Origin of the sequence: Bacillus sp. RC51, from assembly GCF_044908115.1 — a bacterium.
Lineage (GTDB): Bacteria > Bacillota > Bacilli > Bacillales > Bacillaceae_G > Bacillus_A > Bacillus_A mycoides.
Window position 1 is genome coordinate 109662 of sequence record NZ_JBIYCW010000008.1, and the last position, 25456, is coordinate 135117.

A 25456-nucleotide genomic window follows, 5' to 3' on the forward strand; every position below is an offset into this window, starting at 1 on the left:
CCATTCTTATATAGCAAAAGCATAAATTTTTTTTAATAAGCGATAACTAACTTTAGTCCACTAACACCAATTATGATAGCTAGAAATATTTGAAGGGGTTTAACGGGAATCTTAGTGGAGAATTTACTACCAAGTATGACACCTGGGATAGAACCAATGAGTAAATGAATTAACAAGAGATAATCTACGTTGCCTAAATTCATATTTAGTATGCTTGCAACCGTCACTAATAAAAAAGCATGTGTAATATCTGTGCCTACTAACTCGGATGGTCTCAGTTGATATAAATATATCATTGCAATAGCGAATAAAGAGCCTGACCCCACAGAAGTAAGTCCCACGATAAAACCGAGTATTGCACCAATAAGAATTGTTAGGCTCTTTTTTTGTACCATAGTCTGTCTTTGAAAATAATTTTGTGTAGATTCATTATAGAAAAATGCCTTTATTAAAATAGAAATCGCCGCAAGGATTAGAACATATCCTAATATATATTTTATAATTCCTTCTCGACTATAGTGAAAGAGGGGTAAGAAATGAATCGTTACTACTGCGATAATTGCACTAGGTATACTCCCAATAGCTAGATATTTTACTAGTCTAAAATTGATGGTCTTCTGTTTCCAGTGTTGGGATATTCCAAACATTTTAGTAATAGAGTTATATACTAGATCAGTTCCAACAGCTACAGAAGGACTTATACCTAATGTTAGAAGAAATGGAGTCAGTAATGCGGCCCCACCTATCCCTGTTACTCCAACCAATCCCCCTATAATGAAACCCATCATTATAATAGAAATACTCATTGTAATTCCCCTTCCATACCGATGGCTCTTACTATTCGTTACCATTTTTAAATAGCCGTTATATATGGAGATTTACAAGGGATATTTGGTGAAAAAATTCTATTTTTCTTATATCCATACATATCAAAAAAAGAGTAACTAAATGAAAAATGGTAACTACTCATGCCATTGTATTTAAATACCAAGGTAAGGGTGCCTTAATTTTGTAGATGAACTGTTAGTGTATTAAAAATAACTCATAGGTGTGTCTTAAATTTCTAGTCACATTGAAATTTAATAGCGGTACAGCCGACATACGTGTGAAAATAGTTATAAGGATACGTTCTTTTGTAAATTTGTTTATTTTGATGTTAGGTCATATAGATTACATAAAGTTAAAAATTTGTTGTCATTCAAGAATTAAACGAAGATCTTCAGTTTGTTATGCATATTGCATGAACCTGTCCCATGCGCGTAAAGAAAGTATAAAAAATGTTTAAATAATATTCCTTTTTAATGATGAAAATAACATCAGCATTTGAATATTGAGGGGATGTTAACATCTTAATAAAATAATTTAATAGTACCTAAAAAGTTAGCTATGATATAAGGAGCATAATAGTAGCGGGAACACATATTATATATAGATAAATGAAGTGTAATATAATCTCGCATATCAATATAATACAGTCGTATTATAGGAGTTGATGATGTGGCTGATAAAAATGAAATGCAAAAAATATATGAATTGCTTCAAGCTCATGCAATAGATCCTGATTTAATAGGGCCTACTTTTCCACCAATTCCATCAATAACATTTCCTACAGGACCGACAGGAGACACGGGAGCAACGGGAAGTACAGGACCGACAGGAGATACGGGAGCAACGGGAAGTACGGGAGCAACAGGAGACACGGGAGCAACGGGAAGTACGGGTCCGACAGGAGACACGGGAGCAACGGGAAGTACGGGTCCGACAGGAGACACGGGAGCAACGGGAAGTACGGGTCCGACAGGAGACATGGGAGCAACGGGAAGTACGGGAGCAACAGGAGATACGGGAGCAGCCGGAAGTACAGGGCCGACAGGAGACACGGGAGCAACGGGAAGTACGGGAGCAACAGGAGATACGGGAGCAACGGGAAGTACGGGAGCAACAGGAGATACGGGAGCAACCGGAAATACAGGACCGACAGGAGACACGGGAGCAACGGGAAGTACAGGACCGACAGGAGATACGGGAGCAACGGGAAGTACGGGAGCAACAGGAGATACGGGAGCAACCGGAAATACAGGACCGACAGGAGATACGGGAGCAACGGGAAGTACGGGTTCAACAGGAGGAACGGGAGCAATCGGAAGTACAGGACCGACAGGAGATACGGGAGCAACCGGAAATACAGGACCGACAGGAGGAACGGGAGCAACGGGAAGTACAGGACCAACAGGAGATACGGGAGCAACGGGAAGTACGGGTTCAACAGGAGGAACGGGAGCAATCGGAAGTACGGGTTCAACAGGAGGAACGGGAACAACCGGAAGTACAGGACCAACGGGAGGAACGGGAGCAACCGGAGCAACGGGAAGTACGGGTTCAACAGGAGGAACGGGAGCAACCGGAAGTACCGGTTCAACAGGAAGCGGAGCGATTATACCATTTGCTTCTGGTGGTCCGGTAATTCTGACTACAATTGTGGGTGGACTGATAGGGACAACAAGTTTAGTTGGATTTGGGAATTCAGCAACAGGTATATCGATTGTTGGTGGGAATATTGATTTGACTGGTACGGCATTAGGACCCATTATAAATTTTGCATTTTCAATGCCGCGTAGTGGTACCATTACTTCGTTAGCAGCATATTTTAGTATTACTGTCGCATTAAGCTTGGTTGGTACGACAGTGACATTAACTGCGCAATTGTATCAGTCAACTACCCCAGATAATACTTTTAGCCCGATTCCAGGGGCAATAGTTACTTTAGCCCCCCCTTTAACGGGTGCATTATCTCTAGGAACTATATCATCTGGGATAATAACAGGATTGAATATTCCGGTAACCCCAGCAACAAGGCTTTTATTAGTTTTTTCTGCCACAGCTTCTGGTATTTCACTTGTTAATACTATTACGGGTTATGCAAGTGCAGGATTAGGCATTAATTAAATGCATTTTAGGTTACTATTTTGATCTTTATACAAGTCTCAAATGAGGTTTTAATATTTATAAATCAAATTAACCAATGTAATAACTCATTTAAAAGCGATAGAAATGAAAAAATACACCTTCATTTATTGAAGGTGTATTTTTATTTTAATACTGCATGGGTTTATATACCCATATCGTATATCAAATCTTTTTTATAAGTACATAACATAAATTGAATTTTGAATCATTCTTTTTTAGTAAGTAAAAAGAATATCGTTAATAGTTAGTCTACTTCCTAAAAATATCGACGTCAATCAGTTGTTATTACTCCGCTCTTTAAAGAGTTTAAGTGATCTGCACATAGAACGTGACATTTTTTGCAAAGTGTACGTAAATTTCGAATGCTATTACTGCTCTTTAAACACCTGACCTTTTAAAATGAAGTTATACTTAAAAATTCAAATAGTGTATTTAAGTGAGAAATAATATTGACAACGGAATAGATGAGTTTTTCATGGATATGACCGCAAGTATCCATTTGTTTGCGAGTAACCCGTGCGAGCTAATCAGAACATCAATTTTAATAGCGTAGCAAGTGAGGCAGGTGTTGCTAAAGCAACGTTCTACAAGAATACCGGAATGCGTGAACGGATTGAATCCTTACGTCAGCGACAAGCCCAAGTTTCTACCCAAAAGCAAATTAAACGGGAAACGGATGAAAACAATAAGGACGCCATTATTGCTTCATAAAAACGTAAAATTAAGAAATTAGATGAGGAAAATAAAGAACTACGTGAGCAGTTAAAATTTGCTTATGCAGAAGTCTATAAAAAAATCTGAGGGCAATCCGTTTCCTACTTGTTCAACAAACGGGTCATATAACGGAATAAAACCTTGTTGAAATTAAAAATATTTGAAATAATTGTTATTAAGTTAAAGGAGAGCAATTGCAGAAAAAGGTGACACGACTTTCCCTTACTTAAGAATTGTGGAGTAGTTAAAAAATCCGATTAATTATATTCCGAAAGGGTGTGTGTAATATATTATCAACTAATGTTTTTACTTATAAATCTAAGGATGGAAAAATAGTAATAATTAGAGAAGCTAAAGAACAGGATGCAGAAAGAATGCTAAATTCTGCTTCAAAGGCTTTAACAAACGCTCCATACATGTTAAGTACGGTTGAGGATGTAAAAAAGATGAGTGTTGATGCTATTCAAAAAACGTTAAAAGCTTATCATAAAAATCCAAATTATGTACAGTTTATTGCTGAAGTTGATGGTAAGTTAGTCGGTACAATAGATTTTAAGAACGGAAACAAAGAAAAAATTAGTCATCAAGGGGCTTTTGCGATGACCATACTACCTGAATATCGAAATTATGGTATTGGAAGAGCTCTTCTAGAAACGTTAATCAATTGGGCTAAAAATAACAGTAAGATTGAAAAAGTTTGCCTTGAGGTAATGGAAGATAATTTAGGTGCAATCCAGTTATATAAGAATCTAGGATTTTTTGAAGAGGGTAGAAAAGCAAAGGGTGTAAAATTGGATGATGGCTATCAAGATTTAATATTAATGGCTTTATTCGTTTGAAATTGAACATGAAGTAAAAGGGCGATACATATTGGTCATGACTAATATGTATCGCCCTTTATTTTTTATGACTTTTTACAATTTAGGTCTTGATAACGAACGGCCAGTATGCCAGAACAGTTCGCAGTTATTAAAGAAATTATAAGTGAACAAATGAAAGTCCCACGTCCAATCGTAACGCAAGATGCAAAGGAAATGATTGGAAATAAGCTGTTATGTTCATTTTTAGGTGAAGAAGAGGTTTTACTTACATATTATAAAGATGGCTATCCATATAAAAATTACATAACAGTAGTTGATAGTAATCCAATAAATGAGACGATTACTTGTGCGGATTACGGATGCTTTTCATAATAAAAGAATGTTTAAGTTTGGTGATGTAATTGAGGTGAATTAGAGGGGGAAATATCTCTTCCTAACTTAATTATATCATGTAAATCAAGTTCGAAATAGACTGTTTATTCGTATTTACTACTGCTACAATCAAGAACACATGCAAAGTAAGGAGAGATGTTACATGAGTTCTTTCGTTCTCGATTTTCAGGAAATAGAAAAAACGCAGCTTTCGCTCGTCGGCGGAAAAGGATTGAATTTAGGGGAATTATCAAATATTCAAGGGATACAAGTGCCAGAAGGGTTTTGTGTTACAACGGTAGGATATGAAAAGGCCATCGAACAGAATGAAGTGTTTCAAGCTTTGTTGAATCAATTAACAAAGCTAAAAATTGAGGACCGAGATCAAATTGGTGGAATTAGTAAGAAGATTAGAGAAATCATTATGGCAGTAGACATTCCTTCTGATGTAGTGGAAGCGGTAGCTCATTATCTCTCACGTTTTGGAAATGAACATGCTTATGCAGTGCGTTCTAGTGCTACTGCTGAAGATTTACCATATGCCTCGTTTGCTGGTCAACAAGATACGTATTTAAATATAATCGGAAAAGAAGCGATTTTGCAGCATGTAAGAAAGTGCTGGGCTTCTTTATTTACAGAGCGAGCAGTCGTGTACCGCATGCAAAATGGTTTTGAACATAGTCAAGTTTCTATATGTGTTGTCGTTCAAAGGATGGTTTTTCCGGAGGCTTCGGGCATTTTATTTACTGCTGATCCGATTACTTCTAATAGGAAGGTGCTATCAATCGATGCAAGTTTTGGACTCGGTGAGGCTTTAGTCTCTGGCTTAGTATGTGCTGATAATTATAAAGTAAAAGAAGGCGAAATCACCGGAAAGATGATTGCAACTAAAAAATTAGCTATCTATGCTTTAAAAGAGGGCGGAACAGAGACAGGGCAGATTGAGCCGGCTCAGCAAAAGATTCAAACACTTACGGAACAACAAATAATACAACTAGCACGCATCGGAAGGCAAATTGAAGCTTATTTTGGTTGTCCGCAAGATATTGAATGGTGTTTAGTGGATGATACATTTTATATTGTCCAAAGCAGGCCGATAACGACTTTATATCCAATTCCAGAAGCAAATGATCAGGAAAATCATGTGTATATATCGGTTGGTCATCAGCAAATGATGACCGATGCGATGAAACCACTAGGATTATCTTTTTTCCTGTTAACGACTAGTGCTCCTATGCGTAAAGCGGGGGGCAGGCTATTTGTTGATGCTACACAAAGATTAGCTTCACCTGCTAGCAGAGATTTCTTAATAAACACTTTAGGAAAATCTGATCCGCTCATACGAGATGCATTAACAACTGTAGTCGAGCGAGATGATTTTATTAAATTGTTACCAGATGATAAAAAAGAAAAGAGTGTTGGTAAAAGTGGACCACCTGCAAGCTCGCAACCACAAATCGAAAACGATCCGGCAATCGTTACGAATTTAATAAAGACTAGTCAAGCATCACTTGAAGAGTTAAAACGAAATATTCAAACGAAATCAGGGATGGATGTATTTGATTTTATTTTGGAAGACATCCAGCAATTAAGAACAGTATTATTCAACCCGCAAAGTATAGCCGTCATTATGGCAGGTATGGACGCTTCATCATGGATTAATGAAAAGATGGAGCAATGGCTAGGTGAAAAAAATGTAGCAGACACACTTTCGCTATCTGTACAAAACAATATTACGTCAGAAATGGGTTTAGCATTACTCGATGTTGCTGATGTGATTCGGCCATATCCAGAAGTTATTGCGTATTTACAACATGTAGAAAATGATAACTTTTTAGATGAATTAGTTCAATTTAAAGGCGGAGAAAAAGCTCGAGATGCCCTTCTAACTTTTCTAAATAAATACGGAATGAGATGCAGCGGAGAAATCGACATTACGAAAACACGCTGGAGTGAAAAGCCAACTACAATTATCCCAATGATTTTAAATAATATAAGAGACTTTGAAGCGTGGGCGAGTAAGCGGAAGTTTGAAGAAGGACTGCAAGAAGCTTTGAAAAAAGAAGAAGAGTTATTAAATCGATTACAGCACTTGCCCGATGGTAAACAAAAAGTAGAAGAAACGAAGCGAATGATTCATAACATCCGGAATTTTATCGGTTATCGTGAATATCCAAAATACGGTATGATTAATCGCTATTTCATATATAAGCAGGCAATATTGAAAGAAGCCGAGCAACTCGTGCAAAATAAAGTTATTGATGAAGTAGAAGATATATACTATCTAACTTTTGAAGAACTTCACGAAGTTGTCCTTACGAATAAACTAGATTACGAGCTTATTCATAAACAAAAAAATGATTACAAATTATATGAAAAACTAACGCCTCCACGTGTAATGACGTCTGATGGAGAAATCATTACAGGTAAATATAAACGAGAAAATCTTCCGGCTGACGCGATTGTAGGTTTGCCTGTTTCTTCAGGAGTGATTGAGGGGAGAGCTCGCGTTATTTTAAACATGGAAGATGCGAATTTAGAAGATGGAGATATATTAGTTACTGCCTTTACTGACCCTGGATGGACACCATTGTTTGTGTCTATAAAAGGGTTAGTCACCGAAGTTGGCGGACTGATGACACATGGGGCAGTGATTGCACGTGAATATGGATTACCAGCAGTTGTCGGAGTAGAGAATGCTACGAAACGAATAAAAGACGGACAGCGAATCCGGGTACATGGAACAGAAGGGTATATTGAAGTGTTGTAATGAAATAAAAGATCATCCGCTATTATAGTGGATGATCTTTTATTATATAGCGGACTTATTTCTTTAAACCAGCCGCATAAAAAGGTCCATGAACTGCGATTGTTGATAAAATACGAGCAATCTCCTCAGGTGTTTCTTTTTGTCCATTATTTAACCATTGTTGAATGACACCTATATGAGCAGATGCCATATAAGAAGCTAAGTATTGGCTTGGGACAAGTAAATTCTCCTTATTAATGAGAGGACCATTCGTATCTTCAAATAGTGTTTTCCACATAAAGTCTTTCAGTTTCGTTTGGAAAGATAAATCTCCTTTTGGGCTTAGTACAGCTTTCATAAAATCACTATTTTCATTTAGAAATTCAAGAATAGAAGCTATAAGTATAAATGGCATTGTTGGGGAAGGGCTTGATCCAAGATCAGCAATAACTTCCGGTAATCTCTGTTTAGCAATGCTAGAGAATTCATACATAATTTCTTCTTGGCATTTTGTCATTAAATCAAATTTATCTTGGTAATGTGTATAAAATGTACCACGATTTATGTTTGCTTTCGTAGTAATATCTTTCACTGTAATGGCGTCAAAACCTTTTTCCTCAATTAATTCCACTAATGCATTTCGTATGGCAGTTTTCGTACGAATAACACGTAAATCTAAATTACTATCGCGCAAAGTATGTCCCTCCTTAATTTTAGCCAACACATTTCAAGGATGTGTCTTATAACCGACACATTCACGATTTTTGATTATTGTATAAGGCTCAACTCGAACATATAATTCAAATATAAATAAACAACACGTTGTTGGTTATTATAAATCAAATTAAAGGAGGAGAAAAGAAAATGTTTAAAAACAAACTTTTATTGTTATCTCCAGTTATTGCACTACTTGTTGTTTTTATTTTTTCATTAACATTATTTCCAACCGTTCAACCTAAGCCGAAAAACTTACCAATTGCAATTGTAAATGAGGATCAAGGAGTAGAAATTCCGAATCAACCGAAGATGAATATGGGGCAAACGATTGTTGATAATATGAAAAAGACATCAAAATCAGAGGAAGAACCTGCGGTAAAGTGGGTAGAAGTACAAAATAAAGAAGCAGTTCAAAAAGGCTTAAATAATCAAGAATATTATGCAGCATTGGTTATTCCGAAAGAATTTAGCACAAAACAAGCATCATTACGAACACCACAGCCATCTTCGCCAGAGGTAGAAATATTCATCAATCAAGGAATGAATACAGCAGCATCAACTATGGCAGGACAAATGTTAAATGCGATCGTTGATAATATGAACAATACTGTTCGTACACAACTATTAGAAGGATTGAAAGCAAAAGGAGCTACATTAACAGCAGACCAAGTTTCAAATGTAGTAACACCTATTACGAAGAAAGTGACAAATGTGAATGAAATCGGCAAAAATAGTGCGAACGGTAACTCGCCAATGTCTTTATTCCAGCCGTTATGGATTGCAAGTTTAGCGAGCGCAGCAATTATCTTTATTGCGATAAGTAAAATGCAAGTGGGTACAAGAAAAGAAAACTTTGTATTAAAACTAAAACAAATAGTAACAGGAGCAATTACTACACTTGTAATTGGATTTGGTCTTACATGGATTGCGGATGGAATGGTAGGATTAAATATCCCGAATTTCACGGATACGGCTTTGTTCTTATCCATTACTTCTTTTTGTTTCTTCTTAATGATTTCTGCGGTGCTTTCATTAGTTGGTTTAAAGGGAATCGGGTTATTTGCACTGTTACTTTTCTTTGGTGCACCGCTATTGGCGCTAGCGCCTGAAATGATGTCTCCATTTTATCAAGACTGGATTTACTCCTGGTTACCGATGCGATTTATGATAGAAGGTCTCAGGGAGATATTCTTCTTTGGGAAAGGGTTAACTTGGAATACTCCTACTACAGTGCTCGTTTGGATTGGAGTAGTAAGTATGTTTATCATACTAGGAAGTGCTTTAAAACGTAGTGCGGTAAAGGGGCATAAAACGGAATTAAATGCTTAAAAATAAAAACCGTTTCACTCGTAGTGAAACGGTTTTTTGTGATGAAATCGATAGGGAAATAATTCAATGATAGATAGGCTTTTTCGATGTTTTAAAGGTGAGTGAAGAACTAGTATTTGCTGTCCCTTTATGTATACATGCTCCTACTATTTCGAAATGCATAAAATGTTATGTGAAATAACGGAGGGGATACGATGTATAATTCGAATTATGATGATTGGTATAGACAGAATGATAAGCTAATTAGTGATATTGAAAAAGCTATAAACGGAGAGTATAGCGCTATAAGCTGCTATGCAAAATTAGCTAACATGGCTCCAAATCAAGTAGAACAAAAACAAATTCTTGAAATCCGTAATGATGAAATAAGGCATTTTCATCATTTTGTACAAATCTATACGAATTTAACTGGCAGACAGCCGAAACCACAGATTACGGAAAATTGCCCTAATACGTACTTACAGGGATTAGAGTTCGCTATACAAGATGAGCAAAAGACCGTAGATTTTTACTTAGAAATTTCAGATGAGGCAGCAGATGCATCTATGAAAGAGTTATTGCGCAGAATAGCTGCAGATGAACAAAATCATGCGGTGTGGTTTTTATATTATTTTGTGAAAACGAAGTGAGTGTTAAAAATGAATGGCTGATGTGCTGAACATATTAGAAATTATTTTAAAACGCAGTGCAATAATTGAATGGAAAACTTGAATATAAATAGAAAGAAACCGTTTCATAAGTAGTGGGACGGTTTTTTCGCGGTGAAATACAAGTTACATAGGTATCGACAAAATATAGTAGTTGAATTAGGTATATAATGTATGAAATGAAAACGAAAATAAATAAGCGAGGAGCAAACAAATGAAAAGAGGAATTACAGTAGATATTCCAAATGAATATGATAATTTACTTTGGAAAGTGTTAAAGTCGATTGATATTTCTTCATTTAATTGGTGGATGGGGAGTGAGGAGTCATACTTAGTAGCACGTGGTGGATTGGATGAGGCATTATTTCCAGAAGAACCAAGTATAGTGGAAGGATCAGATTTGAAAAGATTATTTAAAGACAATATATATTATGTTATTTTTGCAGATTTAAAAGCGTATCCAAAAGGAGAGGAAGTAGTAGATATTGAAACATATGAAGAATTTAAAGAGAGTAAGTGTGAATTAGTTTTACTAGTTGCGGATTGTACATACGTCACAGTTTACGCTAAAGACCAAGAAGCGATTGAATTGATGTATGAAAACGCAATTGATCAAGGGTTTTATGTTGAATATGTTACAGACGAAAATGACGGTAGAACGCGTTTATCCGTGTGATAGGTATATAAAGGGGGAAGGAAATGAATCATATTAATGCTGATTTAGTTAAAAGGTTAGTAGGGGCACAATTTCCAGAATGGGCCCATTTAGAAGTGAAGCCTGTAAAGTTTAGTGGGCATGATAATAGAACGTTTCATCTAGGGGATGAGATGAGTGTAAGATTGCCAAGTGACGCGGCATATGTACCACAAGTAGAGAAAGAAAATAAGTGGTTACCTCTATTAAGTAAGAATCTTTCTTTACCGATTTCTACACCAGTTGCGAAAGGAAATCCATCTGAAGAGTATCCGTGGCCTTGGTCTATTAATAAGTGGATAGAAGGAGATACTGTTACGAAACAAAATGTCCGTGACCTAAATGAATTTGCGGCGGACTTAGGAGCATTTTTAATAGAATTGCAATCCATTGATGCGAGTAACGGACCGATAGCTGGAGCACATAATTTTTACCGAGGTGGGCTTATATCTGTATATGATGAAGAGGCGAGAGGTGCTATCGAAAATAATAAGGATGTTTTTGATGAGACATTATTACAGCATCTTTGGGATTTAGCACTTAGGTCAACGTGGGAGCGTAAACCAGTTTGGGTTCATGGAGATGTTGCACCAGGAAATTTACTCGTTAAGGACGGAAAGCTTTGCGCCGTAATTGATTTTGGTATTTTAGGAGTAGGCGATCCGGCTTGTGATGCAGCGATGGCATGGACATTTTTGGATAAGAGTAGTAGAAAGGTATTTAAGGAAGTATTGCGCATGGATGAAGAAACGTGGAATAGAGCGAGAGGATGGGCGCTTTGGAAGGCGTTAATTACATATGATGCGAATAGGGATAGTAATGAGAAAGTAGCAGAAGAATCTTATCGTGTAATTCAAGTAATTGTGGATGATTATAAGAGGTAATAGAAAAAGCTTATTTTGATTGTATATTTCAAAATAGGCTTTTTTGCATGATTAAATATTCGGAATTAAAAGAAGGGATTTAATGTAATTATACAGAATATTTAGATAATAGGAGGTGTCGAATTTTGAGTGAAATTGAATTAAAAAGGAATGTAATTAAGACAGGGCGAGAGAAGGGGATTATACTTCGGTTTATACTTGCTAGTCTAGTTGGTGTGTTTATGTTTTTTGTTCCTGTTACGATAAACGGTGCTTCGTCTATTATGATTGATCATATCGTATCGTGGATAAGAGCTACGGTTCCTTCGGTAGTACCTTATTACGCACTACTTGTTATGGCAATGGGTGCGATTTATCCATTTTATACGAAGAAATGGAATGCATCTATTGTAGACATTTGTTTTTCTATTTTAAAAGTAGTAGGTGTTGTTTTTGGCGTATTATATTGTTTGAAAGTAGGACCAGCTTGGTTCTTTGCGCCAGATGTTGGACCGTTTTTGTATGAGAAGTTAGTTATATCAGTAAGTTTACTCGTTCCAATCGGCTCGGCTTTTTTAGCGTTATTAGTCGGGTACGGATTGCTTGAGTTTATTGGCACGTTTTGTCGTCCAATTATGAGACCGTTATGGAAAACACCTGGGCGATCAGCAATCGATGCGGTGGCTTCCTTTGTGGGAAGTTATTCGCTTGCACTTCTTATTACGAATCGAGTGTATAAAGAAGGAAAGTATACGACGAAAGAAGCAGCAATTATCGCTACAGGTTTTTCTACAGTATCCGCTACATTTATGATCATCATCGCAAAAACATTAGACATTATGCATTTATGGAATGTTTACTTTTGGACTACTCTTGTTGTAACATTCATCGTGACCGCTATCACCGTAAGAATCCCACCTCTTAGTAGAAAACCAGATACATATATTACGAAAGAAGGGTTCCCAGAGCCCGTTTATAAAGAGAAAATGTTAGAGCGAGCTTGGGAAGATGCATTAGAAGTATCGAAGTCTGCGCCAAGTATTATGAAAAATATCGCAGTGAATTTAAAAGACGGATTTATAATGACGATGGGGATTTTACCATCAATTATGTCAGTAGGATTAATTGGTATCGTCTTAGCAAAGTTTACGCCAATATTTGATTGGATTAGTTATATTTTTTATCCATTTACATGGGCTTTACAACTTCCAGAAGCAGACCTAGCTGCTAAAGCAGTATCAGTTGGTATTGCAGAAATGTTTTTACCTTCTCTTTTAGTTGTAAGTGCACCGCTTGTGACAAAGTTTGTTATTGCGGTTGTTTCGGTATCATCTATTTTGTTTTTCTCCGCTTCAATTCCTTGTATATTATCAACAGATATTCCGTTAAAAGTATCTGAGCTTATTATTCTATATGTGCAAAGAACGATTTTAACGTTGCTTATTATTACGCCGATTGCTTATTTGTTGCTTTAAAAAGGAAAGATATTATCAAAAGGGGAAAGTTGGAAACATATAAAAAGTAGATTTGAAAATCAATATTTGTGATAAAAATATTAGTAATATACATGTGTTATATAAATGCGGGAACAGTTATTTCTGAGTTTTAAAGAGATAAATCTATAATAAAGAAGGACCCTTCTATAAAGGGTCCTTCTTTATTATAAAGCGTTCGCTTGGATAAGTAACTTAGAAATGTTATTTACAGATCCTTGTTCAAATGCATTGATATGAGCATTGATAGCCCTTTTAAATTGTTCTATTTGACTATTACTACCTATATCAGATTCTAAATCTTGAACATGCTCAAGAACAAATTTCAAATCACTATTAATAGCTACTACATCATGTGTATTTAACTTTCCACCATTCATAGTTTTCCAAGAATTAATATTATCATTTAAACGATTAAGGGTGGTTTTAATCGCATCTTTCGAATAAGAGCCACCATTTACATCTGCTTTAGTGCCATTCGGAGTAGCTGGTGTTTTGGGTTGTTCTTTTTCTTTCTCTATTTGAGCAAGTTTTTGTTGTTCTTCAGCCTCTTTTTTAACTTTAGCCTCAGCTTCTTCTTGAGCTTTCTTCTCTTGTTGCTCTTGCTTTTTCTTTTCTAATTCAGCTTGTTTTTGTTGTTCTTCAGCCTCTTTTTTAACTTTAACCTCAGCTTCTTCTTGGGCCTTTTTTTCTTTAGCTTCCTTTTGTTTACGCTCATTTTCTTCTTTTTCTTTCTTTTCGTTTTCTTGCTGGATTTTTTTCTCTTCAGCTTTTTTCTTTTTTTCTTGCTCTTTAGCTATTTGTTGTTCTTCTCTTTTTTTATCCATAGCTAATTTTTCTTCCGGTGTAATAGATTTAGAAGCGAAATAACTAGCGAATATAAACGAAACAAGAATAGTAGGTACTGTAATTAATAATACCCGGCGGCGAGTACGAGTAGCACCCCAACGGATCACTCTTCCCGGCTTAATAAGACCTACCACTAAAGCTACTATCGCACTAATAGAAAGTAGCAAAAATAAAAACATAAATACAGTTAACAAATAAAAACAACTCCTTAAATATATTCCAATATTCAGTATAACAATTATACCGATATAATTTAAGGGATAATTTGCGAAAAGTAGAAAGAACATACCAATAAAAGACCTAAACTATCAAATAAAAAGATGACAAAAAATACTGTAGCGTTAAATAGTATTAAAAGTGTTAAAGATTTCTTGGACCAAATAAAAACAAAGCCTTCGCGAAAATCGTTCCAAAACCCACTGACTAAAGCACCACTTTATCGTAAAACATAGGTTTGTGAAATGTTTTTAATCCATTCGTATTATTAAGTAACGATGTGGTATTACTTTAGTTTTAGAATATTCCTTGACGGGAATATTCCTCTTTGGTTATAATCGATTCAACAGGAAAATAATATTAGTGATGATATTGATGTGTTATAACCGGAGACCATCACTTAACGAGGTGAGTGATATGTCGGGGAAAATTCCGGGCGTGAATATGACGACGTTGAGCGCTTTATCTGAACCGAATCGTATGAATATCGTTGAACTCTTGCGTGACGGTCCCTTAACCGTTGGGGAAATCGCCGAACATTTGGGATTAAGGCAACCACAAACTTCGAAACATTTAAAAGTGTTAAGCGATACAGGGATTGTGGAAGTGCAGGCTGAAGCTAATCGCCGGATTTACAAGCTCCGACCTGAGCCTTTCCAAGCACTTGATTGTTGGGTGCAGTCATTTAAGCGTGTGATGGAAGAGAGATTCGATAATTTAGATGAGTATTTGAAGGAATTGCAAAAAAAGGAAAAGTTATAAAATCAGTTCATATTTAAGGAGGAATTAACATGTCAAACAATACAATGGTATCAAGAGTAGAGAACGATCGAGTATTAGTACTGGAGCGTGTTTTCGATGCACCACGTGATCTTGTATTCAGTATGTTTAAAGAAGCAGAGCATTTGAAACACTGGTGGGGACCAAGGGGCTGGGAAATTCCAGCATGCACTGTCGACTTCCGTCCGGGAGGCGTTTGGCATTACTGTATGAAGTGTGTCGATCAGAACCTGGGGCAATTTTTTGGTATGGAATCATGGGGGAAAGCAGTTTATAAAGAAATTATTGAGCCAGAGAAAATTGTCTACACCGATTACTTTTCGGATGCTGAAGGCAATGTAAATGATTCTATGCCGTCAACCGAGATGACATTGGAATTCATCGATTTAGGTGGAAAGACAAAGCTAATAAACCGTGCTGAATATGTTTCCGAAGCAGCCCTTAAGACCGTTATGGACATGGGCATGCTACAAGGTATCACCGAAACTTGGGATCGTTTGAACGAGCGATTGGAGTCGCTGAAATAGATTTTTGTACCGCAACTTTATTTTCGGTGATAATTAGGTGTAAGTGTATGGAGTTTAATAAAAATTGTTTATAAAGGAGCGTTAAAATAAATGATTAATAATGTTGGTCAAATCATGTTGTATGTAAATAACCAAGATGAAGTGAAGGAATTCTGGACAGAAAAAGTAGGATTTATTGTAATTTCAGAGGAAGATAACGGTCAAGGAATGCGATGGATTGAAATTGCTCCAACTAAAGAAGCTGAAACAAGTATTATTCTCCATAATAAGGAGCTAATTGCTAAAATGCAGCCGGAGTTAAATCTTGGTACACCTTCTTTAATGTTCTTCTCAAAAGAATTCGATCGTTTATATAGTGATTTAGTAAACAAAAACGTTACAGTTGGAGAAATTGTAAATATGCCTTCAGGTAGAATATTTAATTTTGCAGATAGCGAAAATAATTATTTTGCGGTAATGGAAAAGAAGTAAATTTCAATTCAATTTATGAGTGCGATGCTTGAATAAAGGCATCGCATTTTTTATTTTAAAGATATATTTTATTCCTCAATATAAAACATTTTTATGTTATTATATAACAATATAACATTGATAGAGTATGATATAGTTACAACAAAGGGGGCTTACAAATGGAAATGATTCACGAAAGAGCAAAGTTACGGTTAATGGATAGCAATGATGTCGAAAAAATGTTTTCAATTGTGGAAGGAAATCGAGATATTTGGGCGTATTTAATCTCTAAAATGGATACTGTTCAAGATATGCAGCAATATGTTCAAAAGGCGATAAAAGCATATGGGGCAGGGAAGGATTTGCCATTTGTTGTTGTGGATCAAAAGACAAATGAAATAGTAGGGAGTACACGCTTATATAACATTTCAGTTGAAGATAAGACAGTGGAATTAGGGCAAACGTGGTATGACCCGAGTGTACAGCGTACGAGTATGAATACAGAATGTAAGTATATGTTATTACAATATGCTTTTGAAAAATTGTATATGCGGAGAGTACAAATTAAGACGGATGCACGAAATGAAAAAGCACAAAGAGCAATTGAAAGACTCGGCGCAGTAAAAGAGGGTGTACTTAGAAACGAAAGGAAATTACCGAGTGGGCATGTTAGAGATGCAGTTGTATATAGTGTTATTGCAAATGAATGGCCAGCTGTAAAGGAAAGGTTATTAGAAAAATTAGATTCATATAAAGAAAAACGATAATTCATATTAAGAAAGGTGTATTGATCGTCTAGTTGAAAAATATACCTTTTTTCTTACAAAACAGTTACTTCTTTTATTTACTTTTGTTTCATCATTCCATTATGATAAAAAATTCGTTACAATGTAGTTGTATGGTAATAAACTTATAAATTACATAAATGTAATGAAAACCGCAAACGAAAAATGAATTGATAATCCTCAATTTTAAATGAAAACCCTTTAATGCATATATATGATAAGAAAAATTCCTTCTTTTAAACAAATTCAAACAAAATGATTTGATATATACGTTTTTATATAGAAGTATGGATGATGTACGGAGGCAGTTATAAATGAAAGAAAATAAGAAAAGTAAGAAAAGAAGAATCTTGCAAGTATTCTTGCTTATGATTTGTTCTATTATTTTATATGTAAGTTATGCAGCTTACGATATTTGGAGTTATCGCTTTAAAACAGATGATGGTGTGAAGACAGATGCTGGTATCGTGCTGGGAGCAGCTTCATGGAACGGAAAACCATCTCCTGTATTTAAAGAAAGAATTAATCATGCAATTTCATTATATAAGAACGGTAATATTAAAAAGATTATTTTCACAGGTGGTACAAAGTTTGAGGCAGAGCTTGAAGAAGCTCGTACTGCTAGAGTGTATGCAATGAAACATGGTGTAAAAGAAGAGGATATTTTAATTGAAACAAAATCCCTTTTCACAGAGGATAATTTAAAGAATGCAAAGCAAGTTGGAATAGAGAACGGAATACGCACATATACGATTGTAAGTGATCCACTTCATATGAAACGTGCGATGAGAATTGCAAAACATATTAAAATTGAAGCGTATGCATCACCAACTCCAACGTCAGCGTATAAAACGTTAGATACAGAGATTCCATTCTTTTTTAAAGAATTATGCTCGTATATTGGATATGTAACCTCTTTGCCATTAAAGGCATTGAAAGGGGATTAATATAAGAAAAGAACCTATCCTTTTTATAGGAACTTTTCTTATTGTTCAAAAGCATTGTATTTTTATCGGAATAGTGAAACAATAGAGAAGTAACTTCATATAATCATAATGACAAAATGAACGGTTTTTGAATCGGACATAAAGGAGATTATGTATGGCACTCTCATTTGTTGAAACAGAAGAACAATCTTTAGTTATTGAGAAAATAAATAAATTGATTCCGAAGTTCATGGAAAGGGAGAATCAACTAAGTGAATTAGGATCATTTCCGTATGAAAATATTAATAATTTGAAAGATATCGGATATACGAAATTAACGTTGCCAAAAGAATGGGGAGGCAATGCGATTTCTTTATATGACTTCGTTTTATTTCAAGAGAAAATAGCAGAAGGCTGCGGTGCTACCGCATTATCGATTGGATGGCACCTTGGCATTGTAAAGGAATTGGCTGAAAATCGTTCTTGGAATGAGGAAATGTTCACTTGGTTTTGTGAAGAAGTACGTAATGGTGCGCTTTTTAATCGAGCAGCGACAGAGCCGAATACAGGTAGTCCTACGCGCGGCGGGAAACCAGAGACGTTAGCTGTCAAAAAAGGTGAGAAGTGGATTATAAATGGAAGAAAAACGTTTACGACAATGGCACCAGTACTTGATTATTTTATCATTTCAGCAAGTATTGAAGGCCAGGAAGATATCGGAGAGTTTGTCATTCCAAAGAATACGCAAGGCGTGACAATTGAAGAAACGTGGGATAGCATCGCAATGCGAGGAACTGCGAGCCATGATCTCGTTTTACAAAATGTAGAGATACCAGATCGCTTTTTCACTGATATAAAGGGTTCAAAAGTTAAAGCTAAGGGTATTGGCTGGTTGCTACATATACCAGCATGTTATTTAGGAATTGCACAATCAGCAAGAAATTATGCAATTCAGTTTGCGGTATCATACAAGCCAAACAGTTTAAATCATTCTATAAGTTTATTACCGAATGTTAGAAGGTTAGTTGGAGAATTAGAACTTGAGCTTATGCAAGCTCGTGTCTTTTTATATCAAATTGCGAAAAAATACGATGAGGCAGAAGATAAATTATCATTGCAAGCCGAACTAGCAGCTGCAAAATATATTGTAACGAACGCGGCGATATCTATTGTAGATAAAGCAATGCGTATTGTCGGGGCGAAAAGTTTATCAGAAAAAAATCCGCTTCATCGTTATTATTTAAACGTAAGAGCAGGACTACACAATCCGCCGATGGATGATGTAACACTGTCTATGCTGGCGGATGCGGCGTTTCGGTCGTAATGAAGAAATATAAAGTCTGTTCCGTTCAGGAACAGGCTTTTCGTTGTCGGTGAATCGGTATTCTATGTTGAATCGCTTATATAATTCCATGTATTATGTCATTGTTCAAAGAAGAGGGAATTCTCGTTTTACAAAATAAAAAGGCTATTCTTTTGATAAGAGGATAGCCTTTTTATTTTGTTCTATTGTGGCTGTACTTCAAGATTCATACTACTTTCAGAACCGTCTTGATTATGTGCAAATAATGAATACTCACCTGGTAAAGGATTGGCGATGAGTGAACGTAAAGGAAAGGATTCACTTTCATTTGGCTGTAACGTGTGTTTGACTAAACGATCTTCTTTGAATTTAATTGAATAGGTAAAACTGTTTGTACTAGTATTTTTAATTGTAATATGTAAGTCACCTTGGCCACTAAAGTCAAAGCCTGTACCAGTATCGCCTCTGAATACAGTTGAGTTATTAAATGAAGATGAACGAAAGGTTTGAGTTTCTTCTTTATTGCTTGATGAAAGGGTAATCGTTTCTGTTTCTATACTTGAAAGTGAGGAATCTAGTTTTGTATTTTGCTTTGTTAATAAAGTAATCGCGCAAAGTGATGCAATTACAATAAATGAACTAGAGATAACGAACCGTTTTTTTGTAAGAAACATATATTTATCTCCTTTTATAAGAATATAAGAATGTGTAATTTTAAGAAAAACATAACATATATGATATTTATTATCAATTCAATAAATCTTTCTTTTCATTCTTCTTTTTGTAGTTTTATAGTGGAATACTATGCTTCTTATTTCACCTACTGTATAATAAGAAAAAAGCACGAAAAGAGGTTATCTCATGCTAGAGGTTATTGCAACTTGTTTAGAAGATGTGAAGCGAATTGAAAAGGCTGGTGGAAATCGAATTGAACTCATTTCATCATATACAGAAGGTGGTTTAACACCGAGCTATGCTTTTATAAAAAAAGCAGTAGATGCAGTGCAAATACCAGTTCATGTTATGATTCGTCCGCATGCAAAGTCTTTTACATATACGGAAGAAGAAATTGAAATGATGAAAGAAGATATTGTAGTTGCTCAAAATCTTGGAGCTGCTGGTGTTGTATTAGGTGTGTTAAATGAACAAAATGAAGTTGATGAAGAGAAATTAGTAGATTTATTATCTGTTGTAGATGGAATAAATGTAACGTATCACCGTGCGATAGATGATACAGAAAATCCAGTAGAAGCGATGAAAGTTTTGAAGAAATTCAATAAAGTTACTCACGTTTTAACTTCAGGCGGACAAGGAAATGTAGTAGATAATATTCCGGTTCTTGCAGCAATGCAAAAAGAAAGTGAAGGGAATATACAGCTTGTTGTCGGAAGCGGAGTAACGAAAAAGAATGTAAAACAATTGCTAGATGAAACTGGAATTACGCAGGCGCATGTAGGTACAGCGGTTAGAGAAGGTAAGTCATGTTTTTCTGAAATTGACCTAAATTTAGTACAAGAGTTAGTTGAAATAATAAAGTAAGTATGTAAGAAAGAGGAGAGACGATGAAGACAAATACGAAGAAAGAATTGATCTCATGGATTAAGACGATAGGTATTACACTTGCGATTGCCTTTATCGTTCGTGGGGTGCTATTTACGCCGTCATTAGTACAAGGTGAATCGATGATGCCAACTTTAGAAAATAATGAGCGAGTTCTCGTGAATAAGATTGGTTATAGTATAAGCGGGTTAGATCGTTTTGACGTTATCGTCTTCCACGGAAAAGAAGGGTACGATTTAGTAAAACGAGTAATTGGTTTACCAGGTGATACAGTTGAGTATAAAGATGATGTTTTATATGTAAACGGAAAAGCGATGGAAGAACCGTATTTAAAAGAATTTAAAGAAAAGGCGTCAGGTCGTGTATTAACTCCTGATTTTACGTTAGAACAAATCACAGGGAAAACGAAAGTGCCAGAGGGCCAAGTGTTTGTTTTAGGAGATAATCGTGAAGTATCTAAAGACGGTCGTATGTTTGGATTTATTTCAGAAGATGAAATTGTCGGAAAAGGACAAGCTGTTTTCTGGCCATTGAAACAAGTGAGAGCGTTATAAAGTAAAGCAAAAGTATGGGAGAAATATTCTTCCATACTTTTTTTGTTTGTGAAAAATATATTGATAGAATTGAAAGAATATTTTATAATTTTAAATTATATCTTTGTTTCGAAAAACGGAATTGAAGTTCCGAAATTCGGAACAAGAAGGAGATAGGATGAGTATAAATAAAACGGCAGTTAAGACAATGGATATTTTAGAGTTGTTTTATGAGCATGAGGAGCTAGGTTTAACAGAGATGGTTCAGCTTACGAGCATGCCGAAAACATCTGTTTATCGTTTAATTGGCTCGTTAGAAGAAATGGACTTTTTACAAAAAACAGAAAAGGGCAAGTATCGTCTCGGAGTCGTTTTTTTACGATTCGGTCAACTTGTTTCGCAACGATTATCCGTAAGAAATATTGCAATTCCTTATATGAAAGAGCTTAGAGATAGTTTAGGGCAAGCAGTAAATTTAATTATTCAAGATGGTAATGATGCAATTTATGTTGAGAAGATGGAAGGAGCTCAGCCAGTACGTGTTTATACGGCGGTTGGAAGAAGAGCACCGCTTTATGCGGGTGCATGTCCGAGAATTTTACTATCGTATTTTTCTGAGGAAGTGAAAAGAAAGTACGTAGAGGAAACTGATTTAAAGCAGTTTGCAGATGGAACGATTGTGAATAAGGAGCATTTACTAGAAGTGTTACATATGGCAAAACAAGCTGGATACACAATTAGCTATTCTGAATTAGAAAATCATACAGCGGCTATAGCAGCTCCGATTTTTGCGAATGATGGAACGGTTGTAGCAGGTATTAGTATTTCGGGATTGGCAATTGAGTATAGCGAAAGTAACATTTCATATTTTACTGCGAAAGTGAAAGAAACAGCGAATCGTATTTCGAAAGAACTTGGCTTTTTGGCATAGAAAGAGGGAGTGAGATGAAATTTTCTGCGTTAGGGGATCAAGCAATTATTGTTACATTTGGTGAAGAAATTGGGATGGATATATACGAAAAAGTGCAACGATTATTTCAAGCGCTAAGGCGGCATCCATTTGTAGGAATGGTTGAATGCGTTCCGTCGTTTACTTCATTAGCGGTTTACTACAATTTGTACGAGGTATGGAAGGAAAATGATAGAAATATAAGGCCATATGATTACGTTTGCCAGTATATAAGGGAGCTATGTGATTCATATAAAGAAGAAGTGAACCGAGATGTGAAATATATTTCTATACCAGTGTGTTACGGGGGAGAGTATGGACCTGATTTAGAAGAGGTTGCGCATTATCAAGGCTTACAAGTAGAGGATGTTATTCGAATACATAGTGAAACAACATATTTCGTGTATATGTTAGGTTTTACGCCTGGCTTCCCTTATTTAGGGGGATTATCAAAAGAACTAGAAACACCTAGAAAAGAAACACCACGGTTACAAATCGCTCCTGGTTCAGTAGGGATTGGTGGAAATCAAACGGGTATTTATCCGCTTGAAACACCAGGAGGCTGGAATATTATCGGCCGAACACCTATTTCTCTATTTAATCCAAAAGAAGAAACACCAACATATATTCAAAGTGGTATGTATTTACGATTTATACCAATAACAAAAGGAGAGTACGTATCGCTTGAGGGGGCTAAAGAATGGATGTAGAGATTTTGCATGCAGGAATGTTTACAACAGTCCAAGATTTAGGGCGATCTCATTATCAACAATACGGTGTACCTGTTGGCGGGGCAATGGATAAAAATGCGCTCAGGATGATTAATATGTTAGTAGGTAATGAAGAGAATGAAGCTGGACTCGAAATTACAATAATGGGACCTAAAATGTTAATAAAGAAAACGACATTGCTTGCGATTGGCGGTGCGGATATGGAACCGTTATTAAATGGAGAACGTATTCCATTATGGCGTCCCATATTAGCTGAAGAAGGAAGCATGCTTTGTCTCGGAAAAGCAAAGAGTGGTTGCAGAGCATATGTGACTTTTGCGGGCGGTATAAATATTGATCATACGATGGGAAGTAAAAGTACTTACATACGTGCTGCTCTTGGCGGTATTGAAGGGAGAATGCTGAAAAAAGGAGATTATTTTCAAATTGGTACAGGGGCAGAAGTTGCAAGTCGTTTCATTCAAAATTTACAAGAAGAAAAGCGTATAAAAACGAAGTGGGAAATTTGTAACAATGCTTTACCAAAATATAAGAAGCATCCTATTCTTCGCGTCATAACAGACTTTGAATATGATCAATTTACAGAAGAAAGTATAAAGTCGTTTTTTTCGAAAGAATATAAAGTGTCCAATTATGCTGATCGCATGGGATATAGGCTTGACGGAGAGGTTTTAAATAGAGTTGAAGAGATAGAAATTTTATCGAGCCCCGTTACATTTGGAACAATTCAAGTACCGAATGGTGGACAACCTATTATATTAATGGCGGATAGACAAACGACAGGTGGTTATCCGAGAATTGGAAATGTAATTTCAGTAGATTTACCTCTTCTAGCGCAGCTGAAACCAGGAGACTATGTAACTTTTGAAAAAATAACTATGGAAGACGCTGCACAATTATATATAAAGCAGGAAACAAGTATGAGTCTATTAAAGAAATTTATCGCTTTACGAAGCTGAGATTAGGAGGAAACATCGTGACTACAATCGATTTAAACTGTGATTTAGGAGAAAGTTTTGGAGCTTATAAAATGGGGAATGATGATGAAATTCTTCCGTTCGTTTCCTCTATAAACGTTGCTTGTGGTTTTCATGCTGGTGATCCGGCCGTTATGCGGCAAACGGTTGAAAAAGCTCTGCAGCATAACGTAGCAATAGGGGCACATCCTGGATTTCCTGATTTAATTGGATTTGGGAGAAGGAACATGCACGTTTCAGCAAGTGAAGTATACGATTATGTTTTGTATCAAATTGGCGCATTAGACGGATTTGTTAAAGCTGCTGGAGGGAAAATGCAACATGTAAAACCGCACGGTGCCTTATATAATATGGCAGCAACGGATTCGGAAATTGCGGATGCAATCGCAAAGGCAATTTATCATATTAACCCTGGACTATTACTTTACGGATTAGCGAATAGTGAGGCATTTATAAAGGCAACAGAAAAATATAATATAACTCTCGTACAAGAAGCTTTTGCTGATCGCACGTATAAGCAGGATGGAACTTTAACGAGCCGTACAGAAGAAAATGCTCTTATAAAAAATGAAGATGAAGCAATAAAACAAGTACTTCAAATGGTGAAAGAAGGGTATGTAGAATCGGTCAATGGGGAGAAAGTAGCAGTTCAAGCGCAAACGATATGTTTACACGGGGACGGAGAGAAAGCAGTCCAATTTGCGGGTGTAATATACAGAACATTCGAACTTAACGGTATTTCTATTTGTGCACCGAAATAAAGTGAAACTTTAATTAGCGGGATTAAAAATGAGGGGAAGTGCTAAAATTGATAAAATTAATTGGGATTTTACTTGTTGCGGTTGGGTTTTTATTTAGGCTAAATACACTGTTAGTAGTAATGGTTGCGGGGATTGTTACTGGTATGGTTTCAGGCTTAAGCTTTTATGATGTGATCAGCATGTTCGGTAAATTTTTCATAGAAAACAGATATATGTCTATGCCAATCATATTAACTTTACCGGTAATCGGAATTTTAGAGCGTTATGGTTTAAAAGAAAGAGCAGAAGCACTTATAACGAAATCAAAAGGAGCAACAACTGGAAAAGTATTAATGTCATATTTTACGATAAGAGAATCATCAGCAGCACTTGGACTGAATATTGGAGGTCATGCGCAAACAGTGAGACCGCTCGTTGCACCGATGGCAGAAGGGGCTGCGCAAGGTAAATATGGTAAACTCCCTGATAAATTAAGAGAAAAGATTAAAGCAAACGCAGCAGCTGCGGAAAACACAGCTTGGTTTTTCGGAGAAGATATTTTCATTGCAACTGGTGCCATTTTATTAATGAAAGGATTCTTCGATTCAGTAGGTATGCATGTCGGTGTATGGGATATGGCGCTTTGGGGCATTCCAACTGCGATATCGGCACTGATTGTGAGCTGGATTAGGTTTAGAAGGTTTGATAAGTATATAGAGAAAACAATGAAGGCAGAAGAAAACCAAGAGAAGGAGGCTATATAA

25 protein-coding genes and 2 pseudogenes are annotated in these 25456 nt (G+C 36.0%); 23 read left to right on the forward strand and 4 right to left on the reverse strand.

Annotation, left to right across the window (positions count from 1 at the left end; genetic code table 11):
* Nucleotides 1–32: 32 nt before the first annotated feature.
* Complete coding sequence (locus ABH959_RS17255; RefSeq protein ID WP_113935830.1) at nt 33–806, reverse strand: sulfite exporter TauE/SafE family protein; 774 nt, start codon at nt 804–806, stop codon at nt 33–35.
* Nucleotides 807–1515: 709 nt separating this feature from the next.
* On the opposite strand from ABH959_RS17255, the gene ABH959_RS17260 reads away from it, so the two are divergent.
* The 5 genes and pseudogenes from ABH959_RS17260 to ppsA all read left to right on the forward strand — a co-directional run bounded on the left by ABH959_RS17260 (nt 1516) and on the right by ppsA (nt 7644).
* The gene (locus tag ABH959_RS17260) at nt 1516–2946 is read left to right on the forward strand and encodes an exosporium glycoprotein BclB-related protein (protein WP_404493011.1); all 1431 of its coding nucleotides are present in this window, start codon (nt 1516–1518) and stop codon (nt 2944–2946) included.
* A 537-nt stretch (nt 2947–3483) separates the two neighbouring features.
* Nucleotides 3484–3768: pseudogene (locus ABH959_RS17265) on the forward strand (DUF6262 family protein); the annotation flags it as partial.
* 191 nt (nt 3769–3959) lie between these two features.
* Entirely contained in the window at nt 3960–4520 is a 561-nt protein-coding gene (locus ABH959_RS17270) for a GNAT family N-acetyltransferase (protein WP_404492970.1), read from the forward strand.
* A gap of 108 nt (nt 4521–4628) precedes the next feature.
* Nucleotides 4629–4917, forward strand: a pseudogene (locus ABH959_RS17275) (YolD-like family protein).
* Between the two features lie 120 nt (nt 4918–5037).
* A complete protein-coding gene (gene ppsA, locus ABH959_RS17280; RefSeq protein ID WP_404492971.1) occupies nt 5038–7644 on the forward strand; it encodes a phosphoenolpyruvate synthase in 2607 nt (868 codons plus the stop codon).
* A 55-nt stretch (nt 7645–7699) separates the two neighbouring features.
* On the opposite strand, the gene ABH959_RS17285 is transcribed toward ppsA, so the two are convergent.
* Entirely contained in the window at nt 7700–8317 is a 618-nt protein-coding gene (locus ABH959_RS17285) for a TetR/AcrR family transcriptional regulator (RefSeq protein WP_002084688.1), read from the reverse strand.
* Nucleotides 8318–8487: 170 nt separating this feature from the next.
* Between ABH959_RS17285 and ABH959_RS17290 the strand changes: the two genes are divergently transcribed.
* From ABH959_RS17290 to ABH959_RS17310, 5 genes are all read left to right on the forward strand, one after another.
* Nucleotides 8488–9669 carry a YhgE/Pip domain-containing protein gene (locus ABH959_RS17290; RefSeq protein WP_113935826.1) on the forward strand — a complete coding sequence of 394 codons (1182 nt, stop codon included), beginning with the start codon at nt 8488–8490 and terminating at the stop codon, nt 9667–9669.
* A gap of 194 nt (nt 9670–9863) precedes the next feature.
* Nucleotides 9864–10298, forward strand: coding sequence for a ferritin-like domain-containing protein (locus ABH959_RS17295; RefSeq protein WP_002084692.1), 435 nt, complete (start codon nt 9864–9866; stop codon nt 10296–10298).
* A 232-nt stretch (nt 10299–10530) separates the two neighbouring features.
* Nucleotides 10531–10992: a DUF2691 family protein gene (locus tag ABH959_RS17300; protein ID WP_113935825.1), complete on the forward strand. Its 462-nt coding sequence runs from the start codon at nt 10531–10533 to the stop codon at nt 10990–10992.
* 23 nt (nt 10993–11015) lie between these two features.
* Nucleotides 11016–11894, forward strand: coding sequence for an aminoglycoside phosphotransferase family protein (locus ABH959_RS17305; RefSeq protein WP_113935824.1), 879 nt, complete (start codon nt 11016–11018; stop codon nt 11892–11894).
* Nucleotides 11895–12019: 125 nt separating this feature from the next.
* Nucleotides 12020–13348: a YjiH family protein gene (locus ABH959_RS17310; protein WP_113935823.1), complete on the forward strand. Its 1329-nt coding sequence runs from the start codon at nt 12020–12022 to the stop codon at nt 13346–13348.
* 185 nt (nt 13349–13533) lie between these two features.
* Here the strand turns inward: ABH959_RS17310 and ABH959_RS17315 are convergent, their stop codons facing one another.
* On the reverse strand, nt 13534–14409 hold the full coding sequence (locus ABH959_RS17315) for a hypothetical protein (protein ID WP_113935822.1): 876 nt from the start codon (nt 14407–14409) through the stop codon (nt 13534–13536).
* A 439-nt stretch (nt 14410–14848) separates the two neighbouring features.
* Between ABH959_RS17315 and ABH959_RS17320 the strand changes: the two genes are divergently transcribed.
* The 6 genes from ABH959_RS17320 (at nt 14849) to ABH959_RS17345 (ending at nt 19223) form a co-directional block, all read left to right on the forward strand.
* Entirely contained in the window at nt 14849–15193 is a 345-nt protein-coding gene (locus tag ABH959_RS17320; RefSeq protein ID WP_012261209.1) for an ArsR/SmtB family transcription factor, read from the forward strand.
* A 29-nt stretch (nt 15194–15222) separates the two neighbouring features.
* Nucleotides 15223–15738, forward strand: coding sequence for an SRPBCC family protein (locus ABH959_RS17325; RefSeq protein WP_113935821.1), 516 nt, complete (start codon nt 15223–15225; stop codon nt 15736–15738).
* Between the two features lie 90 nt (nt 15739–15828).
* On the forward strand, nt 15829–16209 hold the full coding sequence (locus ABH959_RS17330; RefSeq protein WP_002033018.1) for a VOC family protein: 381 nt from the start codon (nt 15829–15831) through the stop codon (nt 16207–16209).
* A 158-nt stretch (nt 16210–16367) separates the two neighbouring features.
* Nucleotides 16368–16955, forward strand: a complete 588-nt coding sequence (locus ABH959_RS17335; RefSeq protein ID WP_113935820.1) for a GNAT family N-acetyltransferase — start codon at nt 16368–16370, stop codon at nt 16953–16955.
* A gap of 332 nt (nt 16956–17287) precedes the next feature.
* On the forward strand, nt 17288–17920 hold the full coding sequence (locus ABH959_RS17340; protein WP_113935819.1) for a YdcF family protein: 633 nt from the start codon (nt 17288–17290) through the stop codon (nt 17918–17920).
* A 154-nt stretch (nt 17921–18074) separates the two neighbouring features.
* Nucleotides 18075–19223: an acyl-CoA dehydrogenase family protein gene (locus ABH959_RS17345; RefSeq protein WP_404492972.1), complete on the forward strand. Its 1149-nt coding sequence runs from the start codon at nt 18075–18077 to the stop codon at nt 19221–19223.
* A 182-nt stretch (nt 19224–19405) separates the two neighbouring features.
* Here the strand turns inward: ABH959_RS17345 and ABH959_RS17350 are convergent, their stop codons facing one another.
* Nucleotides 19406–19876, reverse strand: coding sequence for a hypothetical protein (locus tag ABH959_RS17350; protein WP_113935817.1), 471 nt, complete (start codon nt 19874–19876; stop codon nt 19406–19408).
* A gap of 187 nt (nt 19877–20063) precedes the next feature.
* On the opposite strand from ABH959_RS17350, the gene ABH959_RS17355 reads away from it, so the two are divergent.
* The 7 genes from ABH959_RS17355 to ABH959_RS17385 all read left to right on the forward strand — a co-directional run bounded on the left by ABH959_RS17355 (nt 20064) and on the right by ABH959_RS17385 (nt 25456).
* Nucleotides 20064–20741 carry a copper homeostasis protein CutC gene (locus ABH959_RS17355; RefSeq protein WP_113935816.1) on the forward strand — a complete coding sequence of 226 codons (678 nt, stop codon included), beginning with the start codon at nt 20064–20066 and terminating at the stop codon, nt 20739–20741.
* 23 nt (nt 20742–20764) lie between these two features.
* Nucleotides 20765–21316, forward strand: coding sequence for a signal peptidase I (gene lepB, locus ABH959_RS17360; RefSeq protein WP_002084707.1), 552 nt, complete (start codon nt 20765–20767; stop codon nt 21314–21316).
* Nucleotides 21317–21473: 157 nt separating this feature from the next.
* Complete coding sequence (locus ABH959_RS17365) at nt 21474–22226, forward strand: IclR family transcriptional regulator (protein WP_404492973.1); 753 nt, start codon at nt 21474–21476, stop codon at nt 22224–22226.
* A 14-nt stretch (nt 22227–22240) separates the two neighbouring features.
* The gene (gene pxpB, locus ABH959_RS17370; protein ID WP_404492974.1) at nt 22241–22954 is read left to right on the forward strand and encodes a 5-oxoprolinase subunit PxpB; all 714 of its coding nucleotides are present in this window, start codon (nt 22241–22243) and stop codon (nt 22952–22954) included.
* On the forward strand, nt 22945–23934 hold the full coding sequence (locus ABH959_RS17375) for a 5-oxoprolinase subunit C family protein (RefSeq protein ID WP_113935813.1): 990 nt from the start codon (nt 22945–22947) through the stop codon (nt 23932–23934). The genes pxpB and ABH959_RS17375 overlap by 10 nt, the downstream gene beginning before the upstream one ends.
* 17 nt (nt 23935–23951) lie before the next feature.
* Nucleotides 23952–24713, forward strand: a complete 762-nt coding sequence (gene pxpA / locus ABH959_RS17380) for a 5-oxoprolinase subunit PxpA (protein WP_113935812.1) — start codon at nt 23952–23954, stop codon at nt 24711–24713.
* A 47-nt stretch (nt 24714–24760) separates the two neighbouring features.
* Nucleotides 24761–25456 (forward strand): DUF969 domain-containing protein, encoded by a 696-nt coding sequence (locus tag ABH959_RS17385; RefSeq protein WP_113935811.1) that lies wholly within the window; start codon nt 24761–24763, stop codon nt 25454–25456.

What these genes read in the sequence shown, in the direction of transcription:
- ABH959_RS17350 (WP_113935817.1), bottom strand. Translation starts at nt 19,876, where the DNA reads ATGTTTCTTACAAAAAAACGGTTCGTTATCTCTAGTTCATTTATTGTA.
- ABH959_RS17335 (WP_113935820.1), top strand. Translation starts at nt 16,368, where the DNA reads ATGGAAATGATTCACGAAAGAGCAAAGTTACGGTTAATGGATAGCAAT.
- ABH959_RS17290 (WP_113935826.1), top strand. Translation starts at nt 8,488, where the DNA reads ATGTTTAAAAACAAACTTTTATTGTTATCTCCAGTTATTGCACTACTT.
- ABH959_RS17255 (WP_113935830.1), bottom strand. Translation starts at nt 806, where the DNA reads ATGAGTATTTCTATTATAATGATGGGTTTCATTATAGGGGGATTGGTT.
- ABH959_RS17330 (WP_002033018.1), top strand. Translation starts at nt 15,829, where the DNA reads ATGATTAATAATGTTGGTCAAATCATGTTGTATGTAAATAACCAAGAT.
- ABH959_RS17305 (WP_113935824.1), top strand. Translation starts at nt 11,016, where the DNA reads ATGAATCATATTAATGCTGATTTAGTTAAAAGGTTAGTAGGGGCACAA.
- ABH959_RS17365 (WP_404492973.1), top strand. Translation starts at nt 21,474, where the DNA reads ATGAGTATAAATAAAACGGCAGTTAAGACAATGGATATTTTAGAGTTG.
- ABH959_RS17345 (WP_404492972.1), top strand. Translation starts at nt 18,075, where the DNA reads ATGGCACTCTCATTTGTTGAAACAGAAGAACAATCTTTAGTTATTGAG.
- ABH959_RS17300 (WP_113935825.1), top strand. Translation starts at nt 10,531, where the DNA reads ATGAAAAGAGGAATTACAGTAGATATTCCAAATGAATATGATAATTTA.
- ABH959_RS17320 (WP_012261209.1), top strand. Translation starts at nt 14,849, where the DNA reads ATGTCGGGGAAAATTCCGGGCGTGAATATGACGACGTTGAGCGCTTTA.
- ABH959_RS17325 (WP_113935821.1), top strand. Translation starts at nt 15,223, where the DNA reads ATGTCAAACAATACAATGGTATCAAGAGTAGAGAACGATCGAGTATTA.
- ABH959_RS17355 (WP_113935816.1), top strand. Translation starts at nt 20,064, where the DNA reads ATGCTAGAGGTTATTGCAACTTGTTTAGAAGATGTGAAGCGAATTGAA.
- lepB (WP_002084707.1), top strand. Translation starts at nt 20,765, where the DNA reads ATGAAGACAAATACGAAGAAAGAATTGATCTCATGGATTAAGACGATA.
- ABH959_RS17375 (WP_113935813.1), top strand. Translation starts at nt 22,945, where the DNA reads ATGGATGTAGAGATTTTGCATGCAGGAATGTTTACAACAGTCCAAGAT.
- ABH959_RS17295 (WP_002084692.1), top strand. Translation starts at nt 9,864, where the DNA reads ATGTATAATTCGAATTATGATGATTGGTATAGACAGAATGATAAGCTA.
- ABH959_RS17340 (WP_113935819.1), top strand. Translation starts at nt 17,288, where the DNA reads ATGAAAGAAAATAAGAAAAGTAAGAAAAGAAGAATCTTGCAAGTATTC.
- ABH959_RS17260 (WP_404493011.1), top strand. Translation starts at nt 1,516, where the DNA reads ATGCAAAAAATATATGAATTGCTTCAAGCTCATGCAATAGATCCTGAT.
- pxpB (WP_404492974.1), top strand. Translation starts at nt 22,241, where the DNA reads ATGAAATTTTCTGCGTTAGGGGATCAAGCAATTATTGTTACATTTGGT.
- ppsA (WP_404492971.1), top strand. Translation starts at nt 5,038, where the DNA reads ATGAGTTCTTTCGTTCTCGATTTTCAGGAAATAGAAAAAACGCAGCTT.